The organism is Burkholderia sp. JP2-270, from assembly GCF_003233675.1.
In the GTDB taxonomy this organism is placed as follows: domain Bacteria; phylum Pseudomonadota; class Gammaproteobacteria; order Burkholderiales; family Burkholderiaceae; genus Burkholderia; species Burkholderia pyrrocinia_C.
This window is the reverse complement of sequence record NZ_CP029824.1, coordinates 2,138,646-2,159,766: the sequence shown is the minus strand read 5'-3', so window position 1 is coordinate 2,159,766 and position 21,121 is coordinate 2,138,646. Positions and strand designations below refer to the sequence as shown.

The window sequence follows — 21,121 nt, the reverse complement described above, 5'->3', positions numbered from 1 at the left end:
TGCTTACTGCTGCTTTGCTGCTGCGACTTGCGCGGCCACTTCGGCGGCGAAGTCGTCCTGGCGCTTCTCGATGCCTTCGCCGACGACGAACAGCGCGAATTTCTGCACGGCGGAATCCGCTGCCTTCAGCATCTGCTCGATCGTCTGCTTGTCGTTCTTCACGAACGTCTGGTTCAGCAGCGACACTTCCTTCAGGTACTTCTGGACGCTACCGTCGACCATCTTCGCGACGATCTCGGCCGGCTTGCCCGATTCCGCAGCCTTCTGCTCGGCCACGCGGCGTTCCGTCTCGATCAGCTCGGCCGGCACGTCGGCCGACGACAGCGCGACCGGCTTCATTGCCGCGATGTGCATCGCGACGTCCTTGCCGACCTGCTCTTGCGCACCCGTGTACTCGACGATCACGCCGATGCGTGCGCCGTGCAGGTACGTTGCGATCTTGTTCGCGGTTTCGAAGCGGACGAAACGGCGGATCGACACGTTCTCGCCGATCTTGCCGATCAGTGCCAGGCGCACTGCGTCGACCGTCGAGCCCTCGAGCGGCAGTGCCGACAGCGCGGCCACGTCGGCCGGGTTCTGCGTCGCGACGAGTTCGGCGACCGTCTTCGAGAATGCGAGGAAGTCGTCGTTCTTCGCGACGAAGTCGGTTTCGCAGTTCAGTTCGACCAGCGCGCCTGCGTTGCCGCCGACGAACGATGCGACGACGCCTTCGGCCGTCACGCGCGATGCCGCCTTGCTCGCCTTGTTGCCGAGCTTGACGCGCAGCAGCTCTTCAGCCTTGGCCAGATCGCCGTCGGCTTCCGTCAGCGCCTTCTTGCACTCCATCATCGGTGCGTCGGTCTTTGCGCGCAGTTCTGCCACCATGCTTGCGGTAATTGCCGCCATCATTCGCTCCTTGAGTCTGTATTCACAACGCCGCCCGCTTGGACGCGAACGGCCGAGATTCGTTTCCGGACCCGCGCCGATTCGGCGCGATCAGGTCCGGCGCACAAGCTTAAAAAAAGGGGGCCTGTTGAGAGCCCCCTTTTTGCGCCGGCTCGGGGCCAGTTACGCGTTTTCCTCGACGTACTCGTCGTCGCCACGCGCCGCCTGGACCACTTCGTTGACCGCGTTCGCACGGCCTTCCAGGATCGCGTCGGCCACGCCTTCCGCGTACAGCGCGACTGCCTTGCTCGAGTCGTCGTTGCCCGGGATCACGTAGTCCACACCTTCCGGCGAGTGGTTCGTATCGACCACGGCGATGACCGGCACGCCCAGCTTGTTCGCTTCGGTGACGGCAATCTTGTGGTAGCCGACGTCGACGACGAAGATTGCGTCCGGAATGCCGCCCATGTCCTTCACGCCGCCGATCGACTTCTGCAGCTTGGCGATTTCACGTTCGAACAGCAGCGCTTCCTTCTTGCTCATCTTCTCGGTTTCGCCCGATTCGACGGCCGCTTCCATGTCCTTCAGGCGCTTGATCGACACCTTCAGCGTCTTGAAGTTGGTCATCATGCCGCCGAGCCAGCGTGCGTTGACGTACGGCATGCCCGCGCGCTGCGCTTCCTGGGCGATCGTGTCGCGCGACTGGCGCTTCGTGCCGACGAACAGGATCGTGCCGCGGTTCGCTGCCAGCTGACGCACGTACTTCTGTGCGTCCGTGAACATCGGCAGCGTCTTTTCGAGGTTGATGATGTGAATCTTGTTGCGGTGACCGAAAATGAACGGTGCCATCTTCGGGTTCCAGAAGCGCGTCTGGTGACCGAAGTGGACACCCGCTTCCAGCATTTGGCGCATCGTAACTGCCATGTGAATTCTCCACGAGGGTTGGGTCTTAAGCCGGCCGCCGTACCGCCGCGCGAACCTGCCCCAAAAGGCAACGAATTCCGCGCGGCCGGCACCCTGGTTGCGCCGGCTTGCGATTCGGCACGTGCAAAACGCCCGTGCCGTAAGCCTGTCACCGCGATGCCGCCCCAACATGGGGCAAACTCGGCATTTGGATATCGACTTAGCCAAAGAGTATAGCACGCCGACTTGTCGGCTCTCAAGTCGCTCGCTACTTTCGCTTGCCGCGCGGCAGCCGGCCGGACAATCCGCGAAAACCCGCATCGGCACGGCCGGCAGGGGCTGCGACGCCCGCCATAAGGTGCGATAATCCATCAATTCACCGCATTCCAGGCATACCTCGATGACTATTACGCTCAAAAACGAACACGATATCGCCGAGATGCGCGTCGCCTGCCGTCTCGCGAGCGAAGTGCTCGACTTCATCACGCCGCACGTCGTCGCGGGCATCACGACCGCCGAACTCGATCGCCTCTGCCACGAGTTCATGCTCAACGAACAGGGCACGATCCCCGCGCCGCTGAACTACCAGCCGCCCGGCTATCCGCCGTACCCGAAGGCCACCTGCATTTCGGTCAACGACGTGATCTGCCACGGCATTCCCGGCGAGAAGGTGATCAAGAACGGCGACGCGCTGAACATCGACATCACCGTGATCAAGAACGGCTACTTCGGCGACACGAGCCGGATGTTCATCGTCGGCGAGGGCTCGATCCTCGCGAAACGCCTCGTGCAGACCACCTACGAGTGCATGTGGCTCGGCATCGACCAGGTCAAGCCCGGCGCGCACCTCGGCGACATCGGCCACGCGATCCAGAAGCACGCGGAAGCGCAGGGTTACAGCGTCGTGCGCGAGTACTGCGGCCACGGCATCGGCACGGTGTTCCACGAAGATCCGCAGGTCGTCCACTACGGCCGTCCGGGCACGGGCATCGAGCTGAAGCCCGGGATGATCTTTACGATCGAGCCGATGATCAACGCCGGCAAGCGCGACATCCGCACGATGCCCGACCAGTGGACGGTCAAGACGCGCGACCGCAGTCTGTCCGCGCAGTGGGAGCACACCGTGCTCGTCACCGAAACCGGCTACGAAGTGCTGACCGTGTCGGCCGGCACGCCGGCGCGCCCCGTGTTCGCGCAACCGGCCGCCGCAGTCTGAGCGCCGTCGCGCCAGCCCGCCCCGCCCCCCACATGAACGGCCGCCCATGAGCGCTCACGCCGCCCCCTCGCCCGACGCGCTGTCGCGGCGCGCCGAATTCAAGGCCGCCAAAGCCGACCTGCTCGAGCGCTTTCGCCGCGCGACGAACGTCGCGTCGCTGATGCACGCGCAGTCGAAACTCACCGACGACGCACTGAAGCGCGTGTGGGACGATTGCGGGCTGCCGGCGACGCTTGCGCTCATCGCCGTCGGCGGCTACGGGCGCGGCGAGCTCGCCCCTTATTCCGACGTCGACATCCTCGTACTGCTGCCTGACGCGCACGACCCGGCACTCGACCCGCGCATCGAGCGTTTCATCGGGATGGCATGGGATCTCGGCCTCGAGATCGGCAGCAGCGTGCGCACGGTCGCGCAGTGCATCGAGGAGGCATCGCAGGACGTCACGGTGCAAACCTCGCTGCTGGAAGCGCGCCGCATCGTCGGCAGCACCGCGCTGTTCGAGCGCTTCACGGTGCGCTACCACGAGGCGCTCGACGCCCGCGCGTTCTTCACCGCGAAAGTGCTCGAGATGCGCCAGCGACACGCGAAGTTCCAGGACACGCCGTACAGCCTCGAGCCGAACGTGAAGGAAAGCCCCGGCGGGCTGCGCGACCTGCAGACGATCCTGTGGATCGCACGCGCAGCGGGTTTCGGCAGCAGCTGGCGCGAGCTCGACACGCGCGGCCTCATCACCGATCGCGAAGCGCGTGAGCTGCGCCGCAACGAAGGCTTCCTGAAGACGCTCCGCGCGCGGCTGCACGTGATCGCCGGCCGCCGCCAGGACATGCTCGTCTTCGACCTGCAGACGCAGGCCGCCGAGAGCTTCGGCTACCAGCCGACGCAGGCCAAGCGCGCGAGCGAGCAACTGATGCGCCGCTATTACTGGGCCGCGAAAGCCGTCACGCAGCTCGCGACGATCCTGATCCAGAACATCGAGGCGCAGCTCTTCCCCGCGACGAGCGGCATCACGCGCGTGCTGTCGCCCGACCGCTTCGTCGAGAAGCAGGGGATGCTCGAGATCGTCGACGACGGCGTGTTCGAACGCCATCCCGATGCAATCCTCGAAGCGTTCCTGCTGTACGAAACGACCCGCGGCGTGAAGGGCCTGTCCGCGCGCACGCTGCGCGCGCTGTACAACTCGCGCGAAATCATGAACAACGCGTGGCGCCGCGATCCGCAGAACCGCCACACGTTCATGCGGATCCTGCAACAGCCCGAAGGGATCACGCACGCGTTCCGGCTGATGAACCAGACGAGCGTGCTCGGCCGCTATCTGCTGAACTTCCGCCGCATCGTCGGCCAGATGCAGCACGACCTGTACCACGTGTACACGGTCGACCAGCACATCCTGATGGTGTTGCGCAACATCCGCCGCTTCGCGGTCGCCGAGCATGCGCACGAATACCCGTTCTGCAGCCAGTTGATCGGCAACTTCGACCGTCCGTGGGTGCTGTATGTCGCGGCGCTGTTCCACGACATCGCGAAGGGCCGCGGCGGCGACCACTCGACGCTCGGGATGGCCGACGCGCGGCGCTTCTGCCGCGAACACCGGATCGCCGGCGACGACGCGGCGCTGATCGTATGGCTCGTCCAGCATCATCTGACGATGAGCCAGGTCGCGCAGAAGCAGGACACGAGCGATCCCGAAGTCATCAAGCGCTTCGCCGAACTCGTCGGCAACGAACGGCGCCTCACCGCGCTTTACCTGCTGACCGTCGCCGATATCCGCGGCACGAGCCCGAAGGTGTGGAACACGTGGAAGGGCAAGCTGCTCGAGGATCTGTACCGCATCACGCTCGCGGTGCTCGGCGGCGCGAACCCCGACGCGCATTCGGAGCTGAAGTCGCGGCAGGAACAGGCGCTCGCGCTGCTGCGCCTCGAGACCGTGCCCGACGACGCGCACCGCGCGCTGTGGGACCAGCTCGACGTGGGCTTCTTCCTGCGTCACGATGCGGCCGACATCGCCTGGCAGACGCGTGTGCTGTACCGGCACGTGAACGCCGAAACCGCGATCGTCCGCGCGCGGCCGTCGCCGATCGGCGATGCGCTGCAGGTGCTCGTGTACGTGAAGGACCGCCCCGACCTGTTCGCGGGCATCTGCGCGTATTTCGACCGCAACGGGCTGTCGGTGCTCGACGCGCGCGTCAGCACGACGCGGCACGGCTATGCGCTCGACAACTTCATCGTCACGCAGACCGAACGCGACGTGCGGTACCGCGACATCGCGAATCTCGTCGAACAGCAGCTCGCGACGCGGCTCGCCGAAACCGGACCGCTGCCGGAGCCGTCCAAGGGCCGCCTGTCGAGGCTGTCCCGAACCTTTCCGATCACGCCGCGCGTCGACCTGCGGGCCGACGAGCGCGGCCAGTACTACATCCTGTCCGTGTCCGCCAACGACCGGCCGGGCCTTCTCTATTCGATCGCGCGCGTACTCGCCGAGCATCGGATCGGCGTCCATGCGGCGCGGATCAATACGCTCGGCGAACGCGTCGAGGACATCTTCCTGCTCGCGGGCGCCGGCTTGTCCGACAACCGCCTGCAGATCCAGCTCGAAACCGAATTGCTGCGTGCGATCGCAGTCTGAATGAATCCCAGCGTTTATGCGCACCAAATTGACCGTCAAGAATCCGCGGCCGGCGTCGCCGACTCGCGCACCTGTCCGCTCCGGCAGCCTCGTCGCCCGCAAGGCGGTGCGCCCCGCTGCGCCGCCCGCGGCAGACAAGCCGGCCCGCCCGAAGAAGGCGTCGGGCCCGGCAGCCGCCGGCGAACGCACGTTCAAGCCACGCGGTGCCGCGGGCGCCGAGCGCCCGGGCGCGGATCGCGCAACGGCCAAGCGTGCGCCGCGCGACGGCGGTACCGAACGCGGCTATCGCAGCGCTGACGGCAAGCCCGACTCGCGCCCGGCTCGTCGCAGCGACGCCGATGCGCGGCCGCGCCGCGCGGGCGCCGAAGGCGGCGCGCGTGCGCCCTATCGTGACAATGCAACCAGCGCAGGCGCCAAGCGCAGTTTCGACGACCGTCGCTCATCGTCCGATCGCCCGCCCCGTCGCAGCGACGACGATGCACGGCCGCGCCGCACAGGCGCCGACGACGCCAAGCGCGCGCCCTATCGCGACAAGGCAGCCGGCGAAGGCGCGAAGCGCAGCTTCGGCGACCGCCGTACGCCTTCGGACCGCCCGCCCCGTCGCAGCGACGACGATGCACGGCCGCGCCGCGCAGGCGCCGACGACGCCAAGCGCACCCCCTATCGCGACAAGGCAGCCGGCGAAGGTGCGAAACGCAGCTTCGGCGATCGCCGTACGTCGTCCGACCGCCCGCCCCGTCGCAGCGACGACGATGCCCGACCGCGCCGCGCAGGCGCTGACGACGCCAAGCGCGCGCCCTATCGCGACAAGGCAGCCGGCGAAGGCGCGAAGCGCAGCTTCGGCGACCGCCGTACGTCGTCCGACCGCCCGCCCCGTCGCAGCGACGACGATGCCCGACCGCGCCGCGCAGGCGCCGACGACGCCAAGCGCACGCCCTATCGCGACAAGGCGGCCGGCGAAGGCGCGAAGCGGAGCTTCGGCGACCGCCCGGCTCGCCCTGCACGCGACGGCGAACGCCGCACGTCCGGCGCGGGCCTGAAGACCGCGCAACCCGTCAAGCGCCAGGCTGCCGACACCGATTACGGTGACGAAACGGGCCTGATGCGCCTGTCGAAGCGGATGTCCGAGCTCGGCATGTGCTCGCGCCGCGAAGCCGACGAATGGATCGAAAAGGGCTGGGTGCTCGTCGACGGCGAACGCATCGACACGCTCGGCACCAAGGTGCGCGCCGACCAGAAAATCGAGATCGACGAGCGCGCGAGCGCCGCGCAGGCCGCGCAGGTGACGATCCTGCTGCACAAGCCGGTCGGCTATGTATCGGGTCAGGCGGAAGACGGCTACGAGCCCGCGGCCGTGCTGATCACGCGCGGGAACCACTGGAGCGGCGATCATTCGCCGCTGCGCTTCTCGCCGCAGCACCTGCACGCGCTCGCGCCGGCCGGCCGGCTCGACATCGATTCGACCGGCCTGCTCGTGCTGACGCAGAACGGCCGGATCGCGAAGCAGCTGATCGGCGAGCAGTCGGACATCGACAAGGAGTACCTGGTGCGCGTGCGCTTCGGCGAACGGCTCATCGACATCGACCAGCACTTCCCCGCGGAATCGCTCGCGAAGCTGCGCCACGGCCTCGAACTCGACGGCGTCGCATTGAAGCCCGCGATGGTGAGCTGGCAGAACGGCGAGCAACTTCGCTTCGTGCTGCGCGAAGGCAAGAAGCGCCAGATCCGCCGCATGTGCGAACTGGTCGGTCTCGACGTGGTCGGCCTCAAGCGCGTGCGGATGGGCCGCGTGATGCTGGGTGCGCTGCCGCAGGGGCAATGGCGCTATCTGTCGGCCGACGAGACGTTCTGACCACGGGCACGCAACGTGCACCACGCAACAAAAAACCCGCGCAAGCGGGTTTTTTGTTGCCGTCGAACATCGCGAAAAGGGTGCCGGCAGCACGCCGGCTGGCCGCCCCGCGCGCCGATCAGTCGTCTGCCGCCGGATCGAGCCCCGGGAACAATACCTCGGTGAAGCCGAAGCGCGTGAAGTCGGTGATCCGCATCGGATACAGCTTGCCGATCAGGTGGTCGTATTCATGCTGGACCACGCGCGCGTGAAAACCGTCGGCGACGCGATCGATCTTCGCGCCGAACTGGTCGAAGCCGCTGTAGCGCACCTTCGCGTAGCGGCTGACGACGCCGCGCATGCCCGGCACCGACAGGCAGCCTTCCCAGCCCTCCTCCATGTCCGGCGGCATGTACTCGATCTTCGGGTTGATCAGCACGGTCTCGGGCACCGGCGGCGCATCCGGGTAGCGGTTGTTGTTGCCGAAGCCGAAGATGATGATCTGCAGCCCGATGCCGATCTGCGGCGCGGCCAGCCCGGCGCCGTTCGCATGGTGCATCGTCTCGAACATGTCCGCGACGATCTCGTGCAGCTCGGGTGTATCGAACCGCTCGACCGGTTTGGCGATTTCGAGCAGGCGCGGATCGCCCATCTTCAGGATCTCGCGAATCATGGCGTATTGCCCTCCAGGAGTTGGTGCAGTCCGTCTTCGTCCAGCACGGGGATGCCGAGTTCCTCGGCCTTCGCGAGCTTGCTGCCGGCTTCGGCGCCCGCGACCACGTAATCCGTCTTCTTCGATACCGAGCCCGCAACTTTTGCGCCCGCCGCTTCAAGCATCTCCTTCGCCGCATCGCGCGTGAGGGTCGGCAGCGTGCCCGTCAGCACGACGGTCTTGCCGGCCAGCACGCCCTGCGGCGCCTTCGGCGCGGGCGGCCCTTCAGGCCACGTGACCTTGCCCGGCGCACGCAACTGCTCGATCACGGTCCGGTTGTGCTCTTCCGCGAAGAACTGGTGGAGCGACTCGGCGACGATCGGCCCGACGTCGTTGACTTCGAGCAGTTCGTCGATCGATGCATCCATGATCGGCGTCAGCGAGCCGAAATGCTTCGCGAGATCCTTCGCGGTCGATTCGCCGACATGACGGATGCCGAGCCCGTAGATGAAGCGCGCGAGCGTCGTGTGCTTCGCCTTCTCGAGCGAGTCGAGCAGATTCTGTGCGGACTTCTCGGCGAACCGGTCGAGCTCGGCGAGCGTCGCGAAGCCGAGATTGAACAGGTCGGCCGGCGTGCGCACGAGATTCAGCTCGACGAGCTGGTCGATGATCTTCTCGCCGAGCCCGTCGATGTCGAGCGCGCGGCGCTGCGCGAAGTGCCACAGCGCCTGCTTGCGCTGCGCCGGGCAGAACAGGCCGCCCGTGCAGCGCGCGATCGCCTCGTCCGGCAGCCGCTCGATCTTCGAGCCGCACACCGGGCATTCGGTCGGCATCACGAATTCGGCCGCATCGCCCGGGCGTCGGTCGAGCAGCGCGCCGACCACTTCGGGGATCACGTCGCCCGCGCGGCGCACGATCACGGTATCGCCGATCCGGATGTCCTTGCGACGCACCTCGTCCTCGTTGTGCAGCGTCGCGTTGGTCACGGTCGCGCCGCCGACGAACACCGGCTCGAGGCGCGCGACCGGCGTGATCGCGCCCGTGCGGCCGACCTGCACGTCGATCGCGACGAGCTTCGTCAGCGCTTCCTGTGCGGGGAACTTGTGCGCGAGCGCGAAGCGCGGCGCGCGCGACACGAAGCCGAGGCGCTCCTGCTCGTCGCGCCGGTTGACCTTGTAGACGACGCCGTCGATGTCGTACGGCAGCGACTCGCGCTTCTCGCCGATCTTGCGGAAGAAGCCGAGCAACCCGTCAACACCGTGCACGACCGCCCGCTCGCGATTCACGGGCAGGCCGAGCGCTTCGTACCAGTCGAGCAGCGCGCTGTGCGTGTCGGGCATCGGCATCCCGTCGAGCACGCCGATTCCGTACGAGAAGAACGACAGCGGACGCTGCGCGGTGATCTTCGAGTCGAGCTGGCGCAGGCTGCCGGCCGCCGCATTGCGCGGGTTCGCGAATTCGCGCTGCCCGGCCGCGCGCTGGCGTTCGTTCAGGCGTGCGAAATCGCGCTTGAACATCAGCACCTCGCCGCGCACGTCGAGCACGGCCGGCACGTTCTTGCCCTTCAGCTTCAGCGGGATCGAGCGGATCGTGCGCACGTTTTCGGTCACGTCCTCGCCCGTCGTGCCGTCGCCGCGCGTCGACGCCTGCACGAACACGCCGTGCTCATAGCGCAGCGAGATCGCGAGCCCGTCGAACTTCAGTTCGCACGCGTATTCGACGGGCTCCGTCACCGAGCCGGCGAGATCGGTCGTCTTGTCGAGCGCGTCGGCGACGCGCTTGTCGAACGCGACGATGTCCTCGTCGGCGAAGCCGTTGTTCAGCGACAGCATCGGCGCGTCGTGGACGACCGGCGTGAAGCCGCCGGCCGCTTCGCCGCCGACGCGCTGCGTCGGCGAATCGGGTGTCACGAGTTCGGGATGGTCGGTTTCGAGCTGCTGCAGCTCGCGGAACAGCCGGTCGTATTCGGCGTCGGGCAGATCCGGCTGGTCGAGTACGTAATAGGCGTAGTTCGCCCGCTCGAGTTGGTCGCGCAGCCACGCGGCGCGCGCGTCGGGCTGGCTGGCTGGCGGTTCGGCTTGGGTTCGGGCCATGCTGGCGGCAGATTCGTTCTGAGAAAATCGGATGCCCGATTATCTCAGTTTGACGCCGCGGCGGGGCGTGCAATGCGCGCCGGATCAGCGTGCTGCAGCGCACACGAAACGCGTACGCTGCCACGACGGACGACGGCGCCGAAGCCCGTCGCCCGCGACGTCGCGTTACTGGCTGAAGAGGCGGCGCGTGACCGGCGAACCGGCCGGGATGCCGGCTTCCTCGAGCTTCGCGTATAGCTTCATCAACTGCTGCTCGATCGCCAGCAGCGTCGACTCCGGCAGCGGCCGGCGGGAATCGTCGACGACCCGCGCGCCGATCCGCTCGGACAGCGACTTCGCGTAATCGCACATCAGCCGGAACGGCAGGATGTCCTCTTCCGCGACCGGCACGTCGAGCACCAGCGTGATCATGTTGCCGCCCTTGTACGTGAGATCGTCGCGCAGGAAGTTCGTGTCGCCGAACTGCAGCATGAACACGGGGTTCTGCTTCGCGTCGAGTTTCACGAAACGCGTGCCGTCGCGCGACAGCAGCAGCCCGTCCTGCGACGCGACTGCCTGCACGTAGTTCGCCGACCACGGCGCGCCGTCCGACATCACGTTGATCGACAGTTGCGCATCGCACTGCGCGGCAAAGGCGTCGAGTTCGCGCGCCATCGCCACCGTCTCCATCATGTCCGGGAATTCCGGTGCACCGTCGATCGTGTCGGCGAACTGCTGGACGCCGGTCACGAATTCGGAGAATTCGAGCTCGTTCAGCGCGCCACTGCGGTTCGCGAGCTGCGCGGCCGCGCGCAACTCTTCGTAGCGCACGCCGTTCTGCAGCAGCTCCCACTGACCGCCTTCCGGCTTGCCCTCGATGTGCACGGGCTTGCTGCCCGCACGACGCAGCCGCTGCGCGGCCGGCAGGATCTTGTCGCCCGGCAGCGGCCCGGCGAGGCGGATCGGCACGATGCAGTCGATCCGGCGGTCAACGATCGCGGGCGGCGTCGACGAGATCGTCGTCGCCGCCGGCAGCACGGGTTCGGACGACTCGGCCGGTTCGTGCGCGGCGGCAGGCACCGCTTCCTCACCGGCGGCCGGTTCGGCCGACTCGGACGGCAGGTCGGCGCCGGTCGCCTCGGCCTGCAGATCGGCCGGCATGTCCGCAGGCGCCGCCCCACCCACGGCGGCCCCGCCGAACGTCGGTTCGACGCGCGCGGCTTCGACCGGCGCGGCAGCCGCGGCGACCGGTGCCGCGGGCTCGCGGCGCACCGGCTGACGCACCGGTTCGATGAACGGCAACTCTTCGTCGCGCTCGGGGCGGTTCATCGCCTCGGCCGCTTCCTCCGGCATCGGGCGCGGCATCCTGCGTCGCACCTTCGCGCCCTGCCATGCGTTGTAGACCACGACGCCGCCCACCACGACGGCGCCCGCGCCGATCAAACCGAGTGTCAACTCGTCCATGCACGCTCCATCAGCAATTCTTTTTCGTCGGGACCGCGAACGGGCGCCCATGCGCCGCGCGAACGCGATCCGGTTTCGTCAAACGTCAATTCTGGGCAAAACCCGCTGCGGTTTCCATGTCCACCGCAACGATCCGCGACACGCCCTGCTCCTGCATCGTCACGCCGATCAGTTGCTGCGCCATCTCCATCGCGATCTTGTTGTGCGAGATGAACAGGAACTGGGTCTTGTCGGACATCGCGCGCACGAGATTCGCGAAACGTTCGGTGTTCGCGTCGTCGAGCGGCGCGTCGACCTCGTCGAGCAGACAGAACGGCGCCGGGTTCAACTGGAACATCGCGAACACCAGCGCGGTCGCGGTCAGCGCTTTCTCGCCGCCCGACAGCAGGTGAATCGTCGCGTTCTTCTTGCCGGGCGGCTGCGCCATCACCTGCACGCCGGCATCGAGGATCTCGTCGCCCGTCATGATCAGCTTCGCCTGGCCGCCGCCGAACAGGCGCGGGAACAGGTCGCTGAAGTGGCGGTTGACCTCGTCGAAGGTACCCTGCAGCAGCGTGCGGGTTTCCTGGTCGATCTTGTGGATCGCGTCCTCGAGCGTCGTGATCGCGTCGATCAGGTCGGCCGACTGCGCGTCGAGGAACACCTTGCGCTCGCTCGCGGCCTTCAGCTCGTCGAGCGCGGCCATGTTCACCGGGCCGAGCGCGTTGATCGCATTGTTGAGCCGGGTGACCTCGCCCTGCAGGTACGACGGCTTCAGATCCGGCGTCAGCTTCTCGCTCAGCGCGGCCTCGTCGACCTCGGCCGTCGCGAGCTGCTCGGCGAACTGCTCGACGGACAGACGCGCGGCCTGCTCCTTCAGCTGCAGCTCGGTGATGCGGTCACGCAGCGGCTGCAGCGAGCGCTCGGCGACGAGACGCTGCTCGTCCGACGCGCGCAGCTTCGCGGTCAGGTCGTCCAGCTCGATCCGTGCGGCCTGCAGCGCTTCTTCCTTCACCGCGCGAATCTCGAGCGCGTCCTGCAGGCCGGTGTGCGCGGTCTGCTCGTTGATCGTCTCGAGCTCGGCACGCGCGTCTTCCAGCGACGCGGCGACCCGCTCGCTCTGCTCGTGCGCAACCTGGATGCTGCGCTTGAGCTCGTCGATCCGGGTCACCGCGTTGCGTGCGGCGAAGCGCGCGTCGTTAGCGCCGCGCTCCAGGTCACGCGCTTCCTGACGCGCATGCGTCAGCGATTCGTCGAGCGATTCGAATGCGAGCTGGTTGTCCTCGAAGCGTGCCTGCAGCTCCGCGAGTTCGCCGTCGAAGCGTTCGAAATTCGCTTCCGACTCCGCGCGCAGCGCGCGATGCTCTTCGATCTGCGCGCCGATTTCCTCGAGTTCCTCGCGGATCTGCGTGCTGCGCTGCGTATAGCGCTCGTGTGCCTGCGCGAGCTTCAGTACGTCCATCTGCAGCGCATGCACACGCTGCGTCGCACGCTCGGCCTGCGCGCGCACGTCGCCGAGCGCCTGCGTGGCCTGCGTATGCGCGGCTTCCGCGCGCACGGCGGCCGTGCGCGCCTCGTCGGCGAGCAGTGCCTGCGCACGCACCTGGCGCGTCAGGTTCTCGATTTCCTGCTGGCGGGCCAGCATCCCGGCCTGCTCCGAATCGGCCGCGTACAACTGCACACCGACGCGCGTGACGATATGGCCGGCCTTGACGACGAATGCACCGCCTGCCGGCAGTTGCGTGCGCGTCGCAAGCGCCTGTGCGACGTCGTCGGCGACATAGACGTTGCCGAGCCAGTCGTTCAGCACCGCGCGAATGCCCGCGTCGTCGATGCGCACGAGCGACAGCACCGGACGCAGCCCGGCCACCGCCGCAGGCGGCTCACCGGCCGCGGGCGGCGCGTAGAACGCGAGCTTCGCGGGCGGCGCATCGGTGGCGAACGCCTTGACCCAGTCGAGATTCGACACTTCGAGCGCGGCGAGGCGCTCGCGCAGCACGGCTTCGAGCGCCGCTTCCCAGCCCGCTTCGACGTGCAGCTTCTTCCACAGGCGAGGCAGCGCGCCGAGCTCGTGCTTGTCGAGCCACGGCTGCACCTTGCCTTCGGTCTGCACGTTTTCCTGAAGCTGTTTCAGCGCGGCGAGGCGTGCCTCGAGCTGGTGGATCTGCGCACCTTCGGCCTGCACGCGCTCCTGCGCGGCGCGGCGTTCGCCGTCGAGGCGCGGCACCGTTTCCTGCGCGTCGGCGAGACGCGCCTGCGCTTCGGCGAGGATTTCCTCCTGCTCGGCGAGCTGCATGCGCAGCTCTTCGAGCTGCGCCTCGTCCGGCGCATCGAGCCCGCCTGCTTCGCTCTTCAGGCGCTCATGGCGCTGCTGAAGCTGCTGGAGCTGCTGGTCGGCGTTGCGCTGGTGCGCGGCTTCGAGCTTCAGCGCCTGTTCGGTCTGCGCGATCCGCGCGCGCTCGTCGTTGAGCTGCGCCTGCGCGTCGCGCCACTTTGCCTCGAGCGCCGGCAGCGCGTCGTGCTTCGCTGCTGCGTTGTCCTCTGCGAGCGCGGCCTTCTCGTCGGCCATCGCGCGCGCCTCTTCGGCTTCCTCGAGCTCGTCCTGCGACTTCTCGGCCTGCGCGCGCCATTGCTCACGCTGCGCGTTCAGCGCGGCGATCTGCGCCTGCACGCGATTGCGCGATTCGACGATGAACTTGATCTCGGCTTCGAGGCGGCTCACCTCGGCATTCGCTTCGTAAAGCGCACCCTGCGCGCCCTGCATCGCATCGCTCGCCGAGTAATGCGCGACGCGCAGCGTCTCGAGCTGCGACTCGACCTCGCGCAGCTTCGCCGTCTGCGCCTCGAGGTCGATCTGCGCCTGCTCGATCGCGCGCTGCTGCTTCTGCTGCTCGCCGGCGGCCTCGTTCTTGCGCAGCAGCCACAACAGGCGCTGCTTCTCCTCGCCGTCGGCGACGAGTTCCTTGTACTTGGTCGCGACGACGGCCTGCGCCTCGAGCTTCTCGAGGTTCGCGCCGAGTTCGCGGACGATGTCCTCGACGCGCGTCAGGTTCTCGCGCGTGTCGTGCAGGCGGTTCTCGGTTTCGCGGCGGCGTTCCTTGTACTTCGACACGCCCGCGGCTTCCTCGAGGAACACGCGCAGCTCTTCCGGCTTCGCTTCGATGATCCGCGCGATCATGCCCTGCCCGATGATCGCGTATGCACGCGGCCCGAGGCCGGTGCCGAGGAAGATGTCCTGGATGTCGCGGCGGCGGGCCGGCAGGTTGTTGATGTAGTAGCTCGACGTGCCGTCGCGCGTCAGCACGCGCTTCACGGCGATTTCGCCGTACTGGCCCCACTGCCCGGCCGCGCGGCCGTCGGAGTTGTCGAAGATCAGCTCGACGCTTGCGCGGCTGCCGGGCTTGCGGGCGGTCGAGCCGTTGAAGATCACGTCCTGCATCGATTCGCCGCGCAGCTCGGAAGCGCGCGACTCGCCGAGCACCCAGCGCACGGCGTCGATGATGTTGGACTTGCCGCACCCGTTCGGGCCCACCACGCCGACAAGCTGGCCCGGAACCTGGAAATGCGTGGGATCGACGAAGGATTTGAAGCCAGCGAGTTTGATCGAGCTCAGACGCACGGCGGTATCGGATGTGAAGAAGGTGTGAAACGGACGAGGCCGCGCTGCGCGTGGCCGGACGGCCCATGCGCGCGACGCGCCCCGGAATTCAAAAGCGGGGCCGCGCGCATACAGCGTTGGGCCCCGCAAACGGCTTCCATCATACCATCGCACGTGCGCCGTCCCGACCGTCGCCGGGTTTGCGCGGTGCCGGCGCGGCACGATGGACCCGGCTCGACAGCAGCGTCGCCAGCACGATGCACACGCCGCCCGCCCACTCGCGCGCGGTCGGCAGCTCGTTCGCGAACACCCACGCCGACAGCGCGGTGATCACGATCTCGAACAGCATGATGATCGACGCGCGGTTCGCGGGCACACGCGCGAGGCCGTATTGCACGAGCAGGTTGTTCGCCGCCATCGTCACGCCGATCGCGGCGACGATCAGCGCGGCGACGCCGAGCTGGCCGCCCGCCGGCGCGGCCGGCAGCCCTTCGAACAGCGACGCGATCGCGCCGAATACCGCCGCGCCGCCGAACAGCGTCGCGGTGCGCATCTCCGCGCGCATCCCGGGCAGCTCGCGGCTCGCCTTGATCACGAGCACGTTGCTCATCGCGAAACTCAGCCCGGCCGCGAGACCGGCCCATTCGGCCGGGTTGGCCGGCAGCGGCAAGCCGAGCTTCGGCGACCACAGCATCAGCATCGCGCCGCCGATCGACAGCGCCGCCAGCCCCGCGCCGGCCCAGGTCAGCCGCTCGCGCAGCAGGAAGTGCGCGTAAATCGCGGTCCATGCGGGGGTCAGATAGAACAGCAGCATCACGCGCAGCACCTCGCCGTGGATCGTGCCCCATACGAAACCGAGGTTCGTCACGCCGGCCGTCACCGCGATGCCCGGCAGCACCCAGTGCCAGCGCAGCGTCGCGATCGTGCGGTGCCGCGCGACGATCACGAACAGGAACGCGACGAGGCTCGTCAGCGCGCTTGCAAGCGTGCCCGTCACGCCGAGCGATGCGAGGATCCGCAACGGATACCAGATCAGGCCCCATACCGACGCGCCGATCAGGATGGCCAGCGTCGGCAGGCTGCCGCGTACCGCGTTATTCATTTGGTTCGATACCCTTTATTCGACCGGCCCGGCCGCGGTTCCGGCCGGCCGTGACCGCATTCCGTCACGCTATAATCGTTCGTTGCGACCCGCGCGCCGTCGGCGCCCGTTCGCAGCCGCGCGGCACGCCCGCCGCTTCTTTCGCTCCAACCGGCCGCGATGGCCGCTTCGCCCGTGAACCCTCGACTCGACTCGCTCCAGCCCTATCCCTTCGAAAAGCTGCGCGCCCTGTTCAAGGACGTGACGCCCTCCGGCGACCTCAAACCGATCAGCTTCGGCATCGGCGAGCCCAAGCACCCGACCCCGGCGCTGATCCGCGACGCCGTGGTGGCCGCGCTCGACGGCCTCGCGTCGTACCCGGCCACGGCCGGCTCGGACGCGCTGCGCACGTCGATCGCGCACTGGCTCGAGCGCCGCTACGGGCTGCCGGCGATCGATCCGGCCACGCAGGTACTGCCCGTGTCGGGGTCGCGCGAGGCGCTGTTCTCGCTCGCGCAGACCGTGATCGACGCGCGCCCGTCCGGGCACGGCGAGAAGGCGATCGTACTCTGTCCGAATCCCTTCTATCAAATTTACGAAGGCGCGGCGCTGCTGGCCGGTGCCGAACCCTATTTCGCGAACAGCGACCCGGCCCGCAACTTCGCGTGCGACTACTCGGCCGTGCCCGACGACGTCTGGGCGCGCACGCAGCTGCTGTACGTGTGCTCGCCGGGCAATCCGACGGGCGCCGTGCTGACGCTCGACGACTGGCGCGAGCTGTTCGCGCTGTCCGACCGCCACGGTTTCGTGATCGCGTCGGACGAGTGTTATTCGGAAATCTATTTCGACGAAGCGGCACCGCCGCTCGGCGGCCTCGAGGCCGCGCACCGCCTCGGCCGCGGCTTCGAGCGGCTCGTGATGCTGTCGAGCCTGTCGAAGCGCTCGAACGTGCCGGGCATGCGCTCGGGCTTCGTCGCCGGCGACGCGGCGCTGCTGAAGAAATTCCTGCTGTACCGCACGTACCACGGCGCGGCGCTGTCGCCGGTGTGGCAGCACGCCAGCATCGCCGCGTGGAACGACGAGGCGCACGTGCGCGAGAACCGCGCGCTGTACCTGCAGAAGTTCAATACGGTCACGCCGATGCTCGCCGACGTGATCGACGTGAAGCTGCCCGACGCCGCGTTCTACCTGTGGGCCGACGTATCGCGCACCGGGCTGTCGGACACCGAGTTCGCCCGCCGCCTGTACGCCGACTATAATGTGACGGTTCTGCCCGGCTCGTACCTGGCGCGCGATGCGCACGGGTCGAATCCGGGCCGCGATTTCATCCGGATCGCGCTCGTCGCGGGCACCCCCGAATGCGTCGAGGGCGCGCAACGCATCGTCGATTTCTGCCGGGCTCTCGCACGGTAATCGTCCATCCCGATCAATTCCATCCATCTCCTGCGAAAACGAACATGTCGCAACAACTTCAGCAAATCATCGATACCGCCTGGGAAAACCGCGCCGAGCTGTCGCCGAAGGCCGCGCCCGCCGAAGTCCGCGAGGCCGTCGCGCACGCGATCGAGCAGCTCGACCGCGGCGCGCTGCGCGTCGCCGAGAAAATCGACGGCAACTGGACCGTGCATCAGTGGCTGAAGAAGGCCGTGCTGCTGTCGTTCCGCCTGGAAGACAACGCGCCGATGGCGGCCGGCGGCTACTCGCAGTTCTACGACAAGGTGCCGTCGAAGTTCGCGAACTACACGGCCGAAGACTTCGCCGCGGGCGGCTTCCGCGTCGTCCCGCCGGCCATCGCGCGCCGCGGCTCGTTCATCGCGAAGAACGTCGTGCTGATGCCGTCGTACACGAACATCGGCGCGTACGTCGACGAAGGCACGATGGTCGACACGTGGGCAACGGTCGGTTCGTGCGCGCAGATCGGCAAGAACGTGCACCTGTCGGGCGGCGTCGGCATCGGCGGCGTGCTCGAGCCGCTGCAGGCAAACCCCGTCATCATCGAAGACAACTGCTTCATCGGCGCGCGCTCGGAAGTCGTCGAAGGCGTGATCGTCGAGGAAAACTCGGTGATCTCGATGGGCGTGTACCTCGGCCAGAGCACGAAGATCTACGATCGCGAAACGGGTGAAGTCAGCTACGGCCGCATCCCGGCCGGCTCGGTCGTGGTCGCCGGCAACCTGCCGTCGAAGGACGGCTCGCACAGCCTGTACTGCGCGGTGATCGTCAAGAAGGTCGACGCGAAGACCCGCGCGAAGGTCGGCCTGAACGAGCTGCTGCGAGGCGACTGATGGCGAAGCCGCACACCGTGGTCGTCTACGGCATTCCGAACTGCGACACCGTGAAGAAGGCCCGCGTGTGGCTCGAGGATCACGGCGTCGAATTCGAGTTCCACGATTTCAAGAAGCTCGGCGTCAGCGCGCCGCTGATCGAAGACTGGCTGAAGGACGTGTCGCTCGACGCGCTCGTGAACAAGCGCGGCACCACGTGGCGCGGCCTGGACGACGCGATGAAGGCGGCCGCCGAAACCAAGACCGGCGCGGTCGCGCTGATGACCCACAAGCCGTCGGTCATCAAGCGCCCCGTGCTCGTCGTCAACGGCCGCGTGAAATCGCTCGGCTTCGCGGCCGATCAATACGCGGCGCTGTTTGCCGCATAGGGCCGTCCGCGCTGCGCCCTAGCCCGACGTCATGTCGCTGCCGGCCACCGCGCCGGCATTTTTTATCGAAAGTGGTCCGAACCATGTCCGCCACCCTAGCCCTTACCGAACAGTTGATCGCCCGCGCGTCCGTGACGCCGGACGATCAGCATTGCCAGCAGATCATGACCGGGCGCCTCGCCGCGCTCGGCTTCGAATGCGAGACCATCGCGTCGCACGGCGTGACCAACCTGTGGGCCGTCAAGCGCGGCGCCGACGGCCGCGACGGCAAGCTGCTCGCGTTCGCGGGCCACACCGACGTCGTGCCGACCGGCCCGCTCGAGCAGTGGACCTCGCCGCCGTTCATCCCCGCCCATCGCGACGGCAAGCTATACGGCCGCGGCGCGGCCGACATGAAGACATCGCTCGCGGCGTTCGTCGTCGCGTCCGAGGAATTCGTCGCGGCCCATCCCGGCCACCGCGGCGCGATCGCGTTCCTGATCACGAGCGACGAGGAAGGCCCGGCCACCGACGGCACCGTGAAGGTCGTCGAGCTGCTGCAGGCGCGCGGCGAACGCGTCGACTACTGCATCGTCGGCGAGCCGACGTCGACTGCCGAACTCGGCGACGTCGTCAAGAACGGCCGCCGCGGGTCGATGTCGGGCGAGCTGGTCGTCAAGGGCGTGCAAGGCCACATCGCGTATCCGCACCTCGCGAAGAACCCGATCCACCTGCTCGCGCCGGCGCTCGCCGAGCTCGCCGCCGAGCAGTGGGACGAAGGCAACGAATATTTCCCGCCGACCACCTGGCAGGTATCGAACCTGCATGCAGGCACCGGCGCGACCAACGTGATCCCCGGCCACGCCGACCTGCTGTTCAACTTCCGGTTCTCGACCGCGAGCACCGTCGAGGGCCTGCAGGCACGCGTGCACGCGATCCTCGACAAGCACGGCCTCGAATACACGCTGAAATGGTCGGTGAGCGGCCTGCCGTTCCTGACACCGCGTGGCGAGCTGTCGAATGCGCTGGAAAACGCGATTCGCGCCGAAACCGGCATCACGACCGAACTGTCGACGACGGGCGGCACGTCGGACGGCCGCTTCATCGCGCGCATCTGCCCGCAGGTGATCGAATTCGGCCCGCCGAACGGCAGCATCCACAAGATCGACGAGCACATCGAAGTGCGCTTCGTCGATCCGCTGAAGAACGTGTACCGCCGCGTGCTAGAACAACTGATCGCCTGATGGAGCCTCGCATGACGACACCTTTTGCCACCGTTCGCGACCTGCTGCGCTACGCGGTCACGCGCTTCTCGAAGGCGAAGCTCGCATTCGGCCACGGCTCCGACAATGCGTACGACGAAGCGGCCTACCTCGTGCTGCATACGCTCGACCTGCCGCTCGACACGCTCGAGCCGTTCCTCGACGCACGGCTGCTGCCCGACGAAATCGCGGCCGTGCTCGCCGTGATCGAACGGCGCGCGACCGATCGCGTGCCGGCCGCGTACCTCACGCATGAAGCCTGGATGCACGGCCACCGCTTCTACGTCGACGAACGCGTGATCGTGCCGCGCTCGTTCATCGGCGAACTGCTCGACGACGGGCTGCAGCCGTACGTCGCCGATCCCGAGCAGGTCGGCGCGGTGCTCGAACTGTGCACGGGCTCCGGCTGCCTCGCGATCCTCGCGGCGAGCGCGTTCCCGAACGCCGAGATCGATGCGGTCGACCTGTCCGACAAGGCACTCGAAGTCGCGGAGATCAACGTGCGCGACTACGGCCTAGAAGACCGCATCGCGCTGCACCGCGGCGACCTCTACGCGCCGCTGCCCGCGTTCCGCACCGACCCCGGCGCACGCTACGACGTGATCCTGACGAACCCGCCGTACGTCAATGCGGCGTCGATGGCAGCGCTGCCGCCCGAATACCGGCACGAGCCGGAGATGGCGCTCGCGGGCGGCGACGATGGAATGGACATCGTGCGACGCATCGTCGCCGAAGCGCACCGCTGGCTGCACGACGACGGCGTGCTCGTCGTCGAGATCGGCAACGAGCGCGAGCACGTCGAAGCCGCGTTCGGCGGCCTCGAACTCACGTGGCTGCCCACCAGCGCGGGCGACGACACCGTGTTCCTGATCCAGGCGTCGGACCTGCCGCGCAAGGGCTGAGCCGCCCGGCTCCCCGACCCTGCGGCGCACCGCTGCGCCGCA

Annotated in this window: 15 protein-coding genes; 8 read left to right on the top strand and 7 right to left on the bottom strand. The window is 67.7% G+C overall.

Annotated elements, in window-relative coordinates:
• Window positions 1-3: 3 nt before the first annotated feature.
• Together tsf and rpsB are read right to left on the bottom strand one after the other, a co-directional pair.
• Window positions 4-885 (bottom strand): translation elongation factor Ts, encoded by an 882-nt coding sequence (tsf, locus tag DM992_RS10275; RefSeq protein ID WP_111017879.1) that lies wholly within the window; start codon window positions 883-885, stop codon window positions 4-6.
• 162 nt (window positions 886-1,047) lie between these two features.
• The gene (gene rpsB, locus DM992_RS10270) at window positions 1,048-1,788 is read right to left on the bottom strand and encodes a 30S ribosomal protein S2 (protein ID WP_011352461.1); all 741 of its coding nucleotides are present in this window, start codon (window positions 1,786-1,788) and stop codon (window positions 1,048-1,050) included.
• A 379-nt stretch (window positions 1,789-2,167) separates the two neighbouring features.
• Here rpsB and map point away from each other — a divergent pair, with 379 nt between their 5' ends.
• From map to DM992_RS10250, 3 genes are read left to right on the top strand one after another with little or no spacing between them, the layout of a single operon-like run.
• Entirely contained in the window at window positions 2,168-2,983 is an 816-nt protein-coding gene (gene map, locus DM992_RS10260) for a type I methionyl aminopeptidase (RefSeq protein ID WP_034184742.1), read from the top strand.
• A gap of 46 nt (window positions 2,984-3,029) precedes the next feature.
• Window positions 3,030-5,606 (top strand): [protein-PII] uridylyltransferase, encoded by a 2,577-nt coding sequence (locus DM992_RS10255; RefSeq protein WP_111016724.1) that lies wholly within the window; start codon window positions 3,030-3,032, stop codon window positions 5,604-5,606.
• Window positions 5,607-5,622: 16 nt separating this feature from the next.
• Window positions 5,623-7,458, top strand: a complete 1,836-nt coding sequence (locus DM992_RS10250; RefSeq protein WP_111016723.1) for a pseudouridine synthase — start codon at window positions 5,623-5,625, stop codon at window positions 7,456-7,458.
• Window positions 7,459-7,576: 118 nt separating this feature from the next.
• On the opposite strand, the gene def is transcribed toward DM992_RS10250, so the two are convergent.
• The 5 genes from def to DM992_RS10225 all read right to left on the bottom strand — a co-directional run bounded on the left by def (window position 7,577) and on the right by DM992_RS10225 (window position 16,304).
• Window positions 7,577-8,110, bottom strand: a complete 534-nt coding sequence (gene def, locus DM992_RS10245) for a peptide deformylase (protein WP_111016722.1) — start codon at window positions 8,108-8,110, stop codon at window positions 7,577-7,579.
• Window positions 8,107-10,182, bottom strand: coding sequence for an NAD-dependent DNA ligase LigA (ligA, locus tag DM992_RS10240; protein ID WP_111016721.1), 2,076 nt, complete (start codon window positions 10,180-10,182; stop codon window positions 8,107-8,109). Before ligA ends, def begins: the two co-directional genes overlap by 4 nt.
• A gap of 165 nt (window positions 10,183-10,347) precedes the next feature.
• The gene (locus DM992_RS10235) at window positions 10,348-11,625 is read right to left on the bottom strand and encodes a cell division protein ZipA C-terminal FtsZ-binding domain-containing protein (RefSeq protein ID WP_111016720.1); all 1,278 of its coding nucleotides are present in this window, start codon (window positions 11,623-11,625) and stop codon (window positions 10,348-10,350) included.
• A gap of 85 nt (window positions 11,626-11,710) precedes the next feature.
• Window positions 11,711-15,223, bottom strand: coding sequence for a chromosome segregation protein SMC (gene smc, locus DM992_RS10230; RefSeq protein ID WP_111016719.1), 3,513 nt, complete (start codon window positions 15,221-15,223; stop codon window positions 11,711-11,713).
• Window positions 15,224-15,362: 139 nt separating this feature from the next.
• Window positions 15,363-16,304, bottom strand: coding sequence for a DMT family transporter (locus DM992_RS10225; protein WP_111016718.1), 942 nt, complete (start codon window positions 16,302-16,304; stop codon window positions 15,363-15,365).
• Between the two features lie 159 nt (window positions 16,305-16,463).
• Between DM992_RS10225 and dapC the strand changes: the two genes are divergently transcribed.
• The 5 genes from dapC to prmB all read left to right on the top strand — a co-directional run bounded on the left by dapC (window position 16,464) and on the right by prmB (window position 21,079).
• Window positions 16,464-17,696, top strand: coding sequence for a succinyldiaminopimelate transaminase (dapC, locus tag DM992_RS10220; RefSeq protein WP_111016717.1), 1,233 nt, complete (start codon window positions 16,464-16,466; stop codon window positions 17,694-17,696).
• A gap of 44 nt (window positions 17,697-17,740) precedes the next feature.
• Window positions 17,741-18,568 (top strand): 2,3,4,5-tetrahydropyridine-2,6-dicarboxylate N-succinyltransferase, encoded by an 828-nt coding sequence (gene dapD, locus DM992_RS10215; protein WP_111016716.1) that lies wholly within the window; start codon window positions 17,741-17,743, stop codon window positions 18,566-18,568.
• Entirely contained in the window at window positions 18,568-18,936 is a 369-nt protein-coding gene (locus DM992_RS10210) for an ArsC family reductase (protein ID WP_111016715.1), read from the top strand. The genes dapD and DM992_RS10210 overlap by 1 nt, the downstream gene beginning before the upstream one ends.
• Window positions 18,937-19,019: 83 nt before the next feature.
• Window positions 19,020-20,159 carry a succinyl-diaminopimelate desuccinylase gene (dapE, locus tag DM992_RS10205; protein ID WP_111016714.1) on the top strand — a complete coding sequence of 380 codons (1,140 nt, stop codon included), beginning with the start codon at window positions 19,020-19,022 and terminating at the stop codon, window positions 20,157-20,159.
• An 11-nt stretch (window positions 20,160-20,170) separates the two neighbouring features.
• Window positions 20,171-21,079, top strand: coding sequence for a 50S ribosomal protein L3 N(5)-glutamine methyltransferase (gene prmB, locus DM992_RS10200; RefSeq protein ID WP_111016713.1), 909 nt, complete (start codon window positions 20,171-20,173; stop codon window positions 21,077-21,079).
• The last annotated feature ends 42 nt before the right edge of the window (window positions 21,080-21,121 follow it).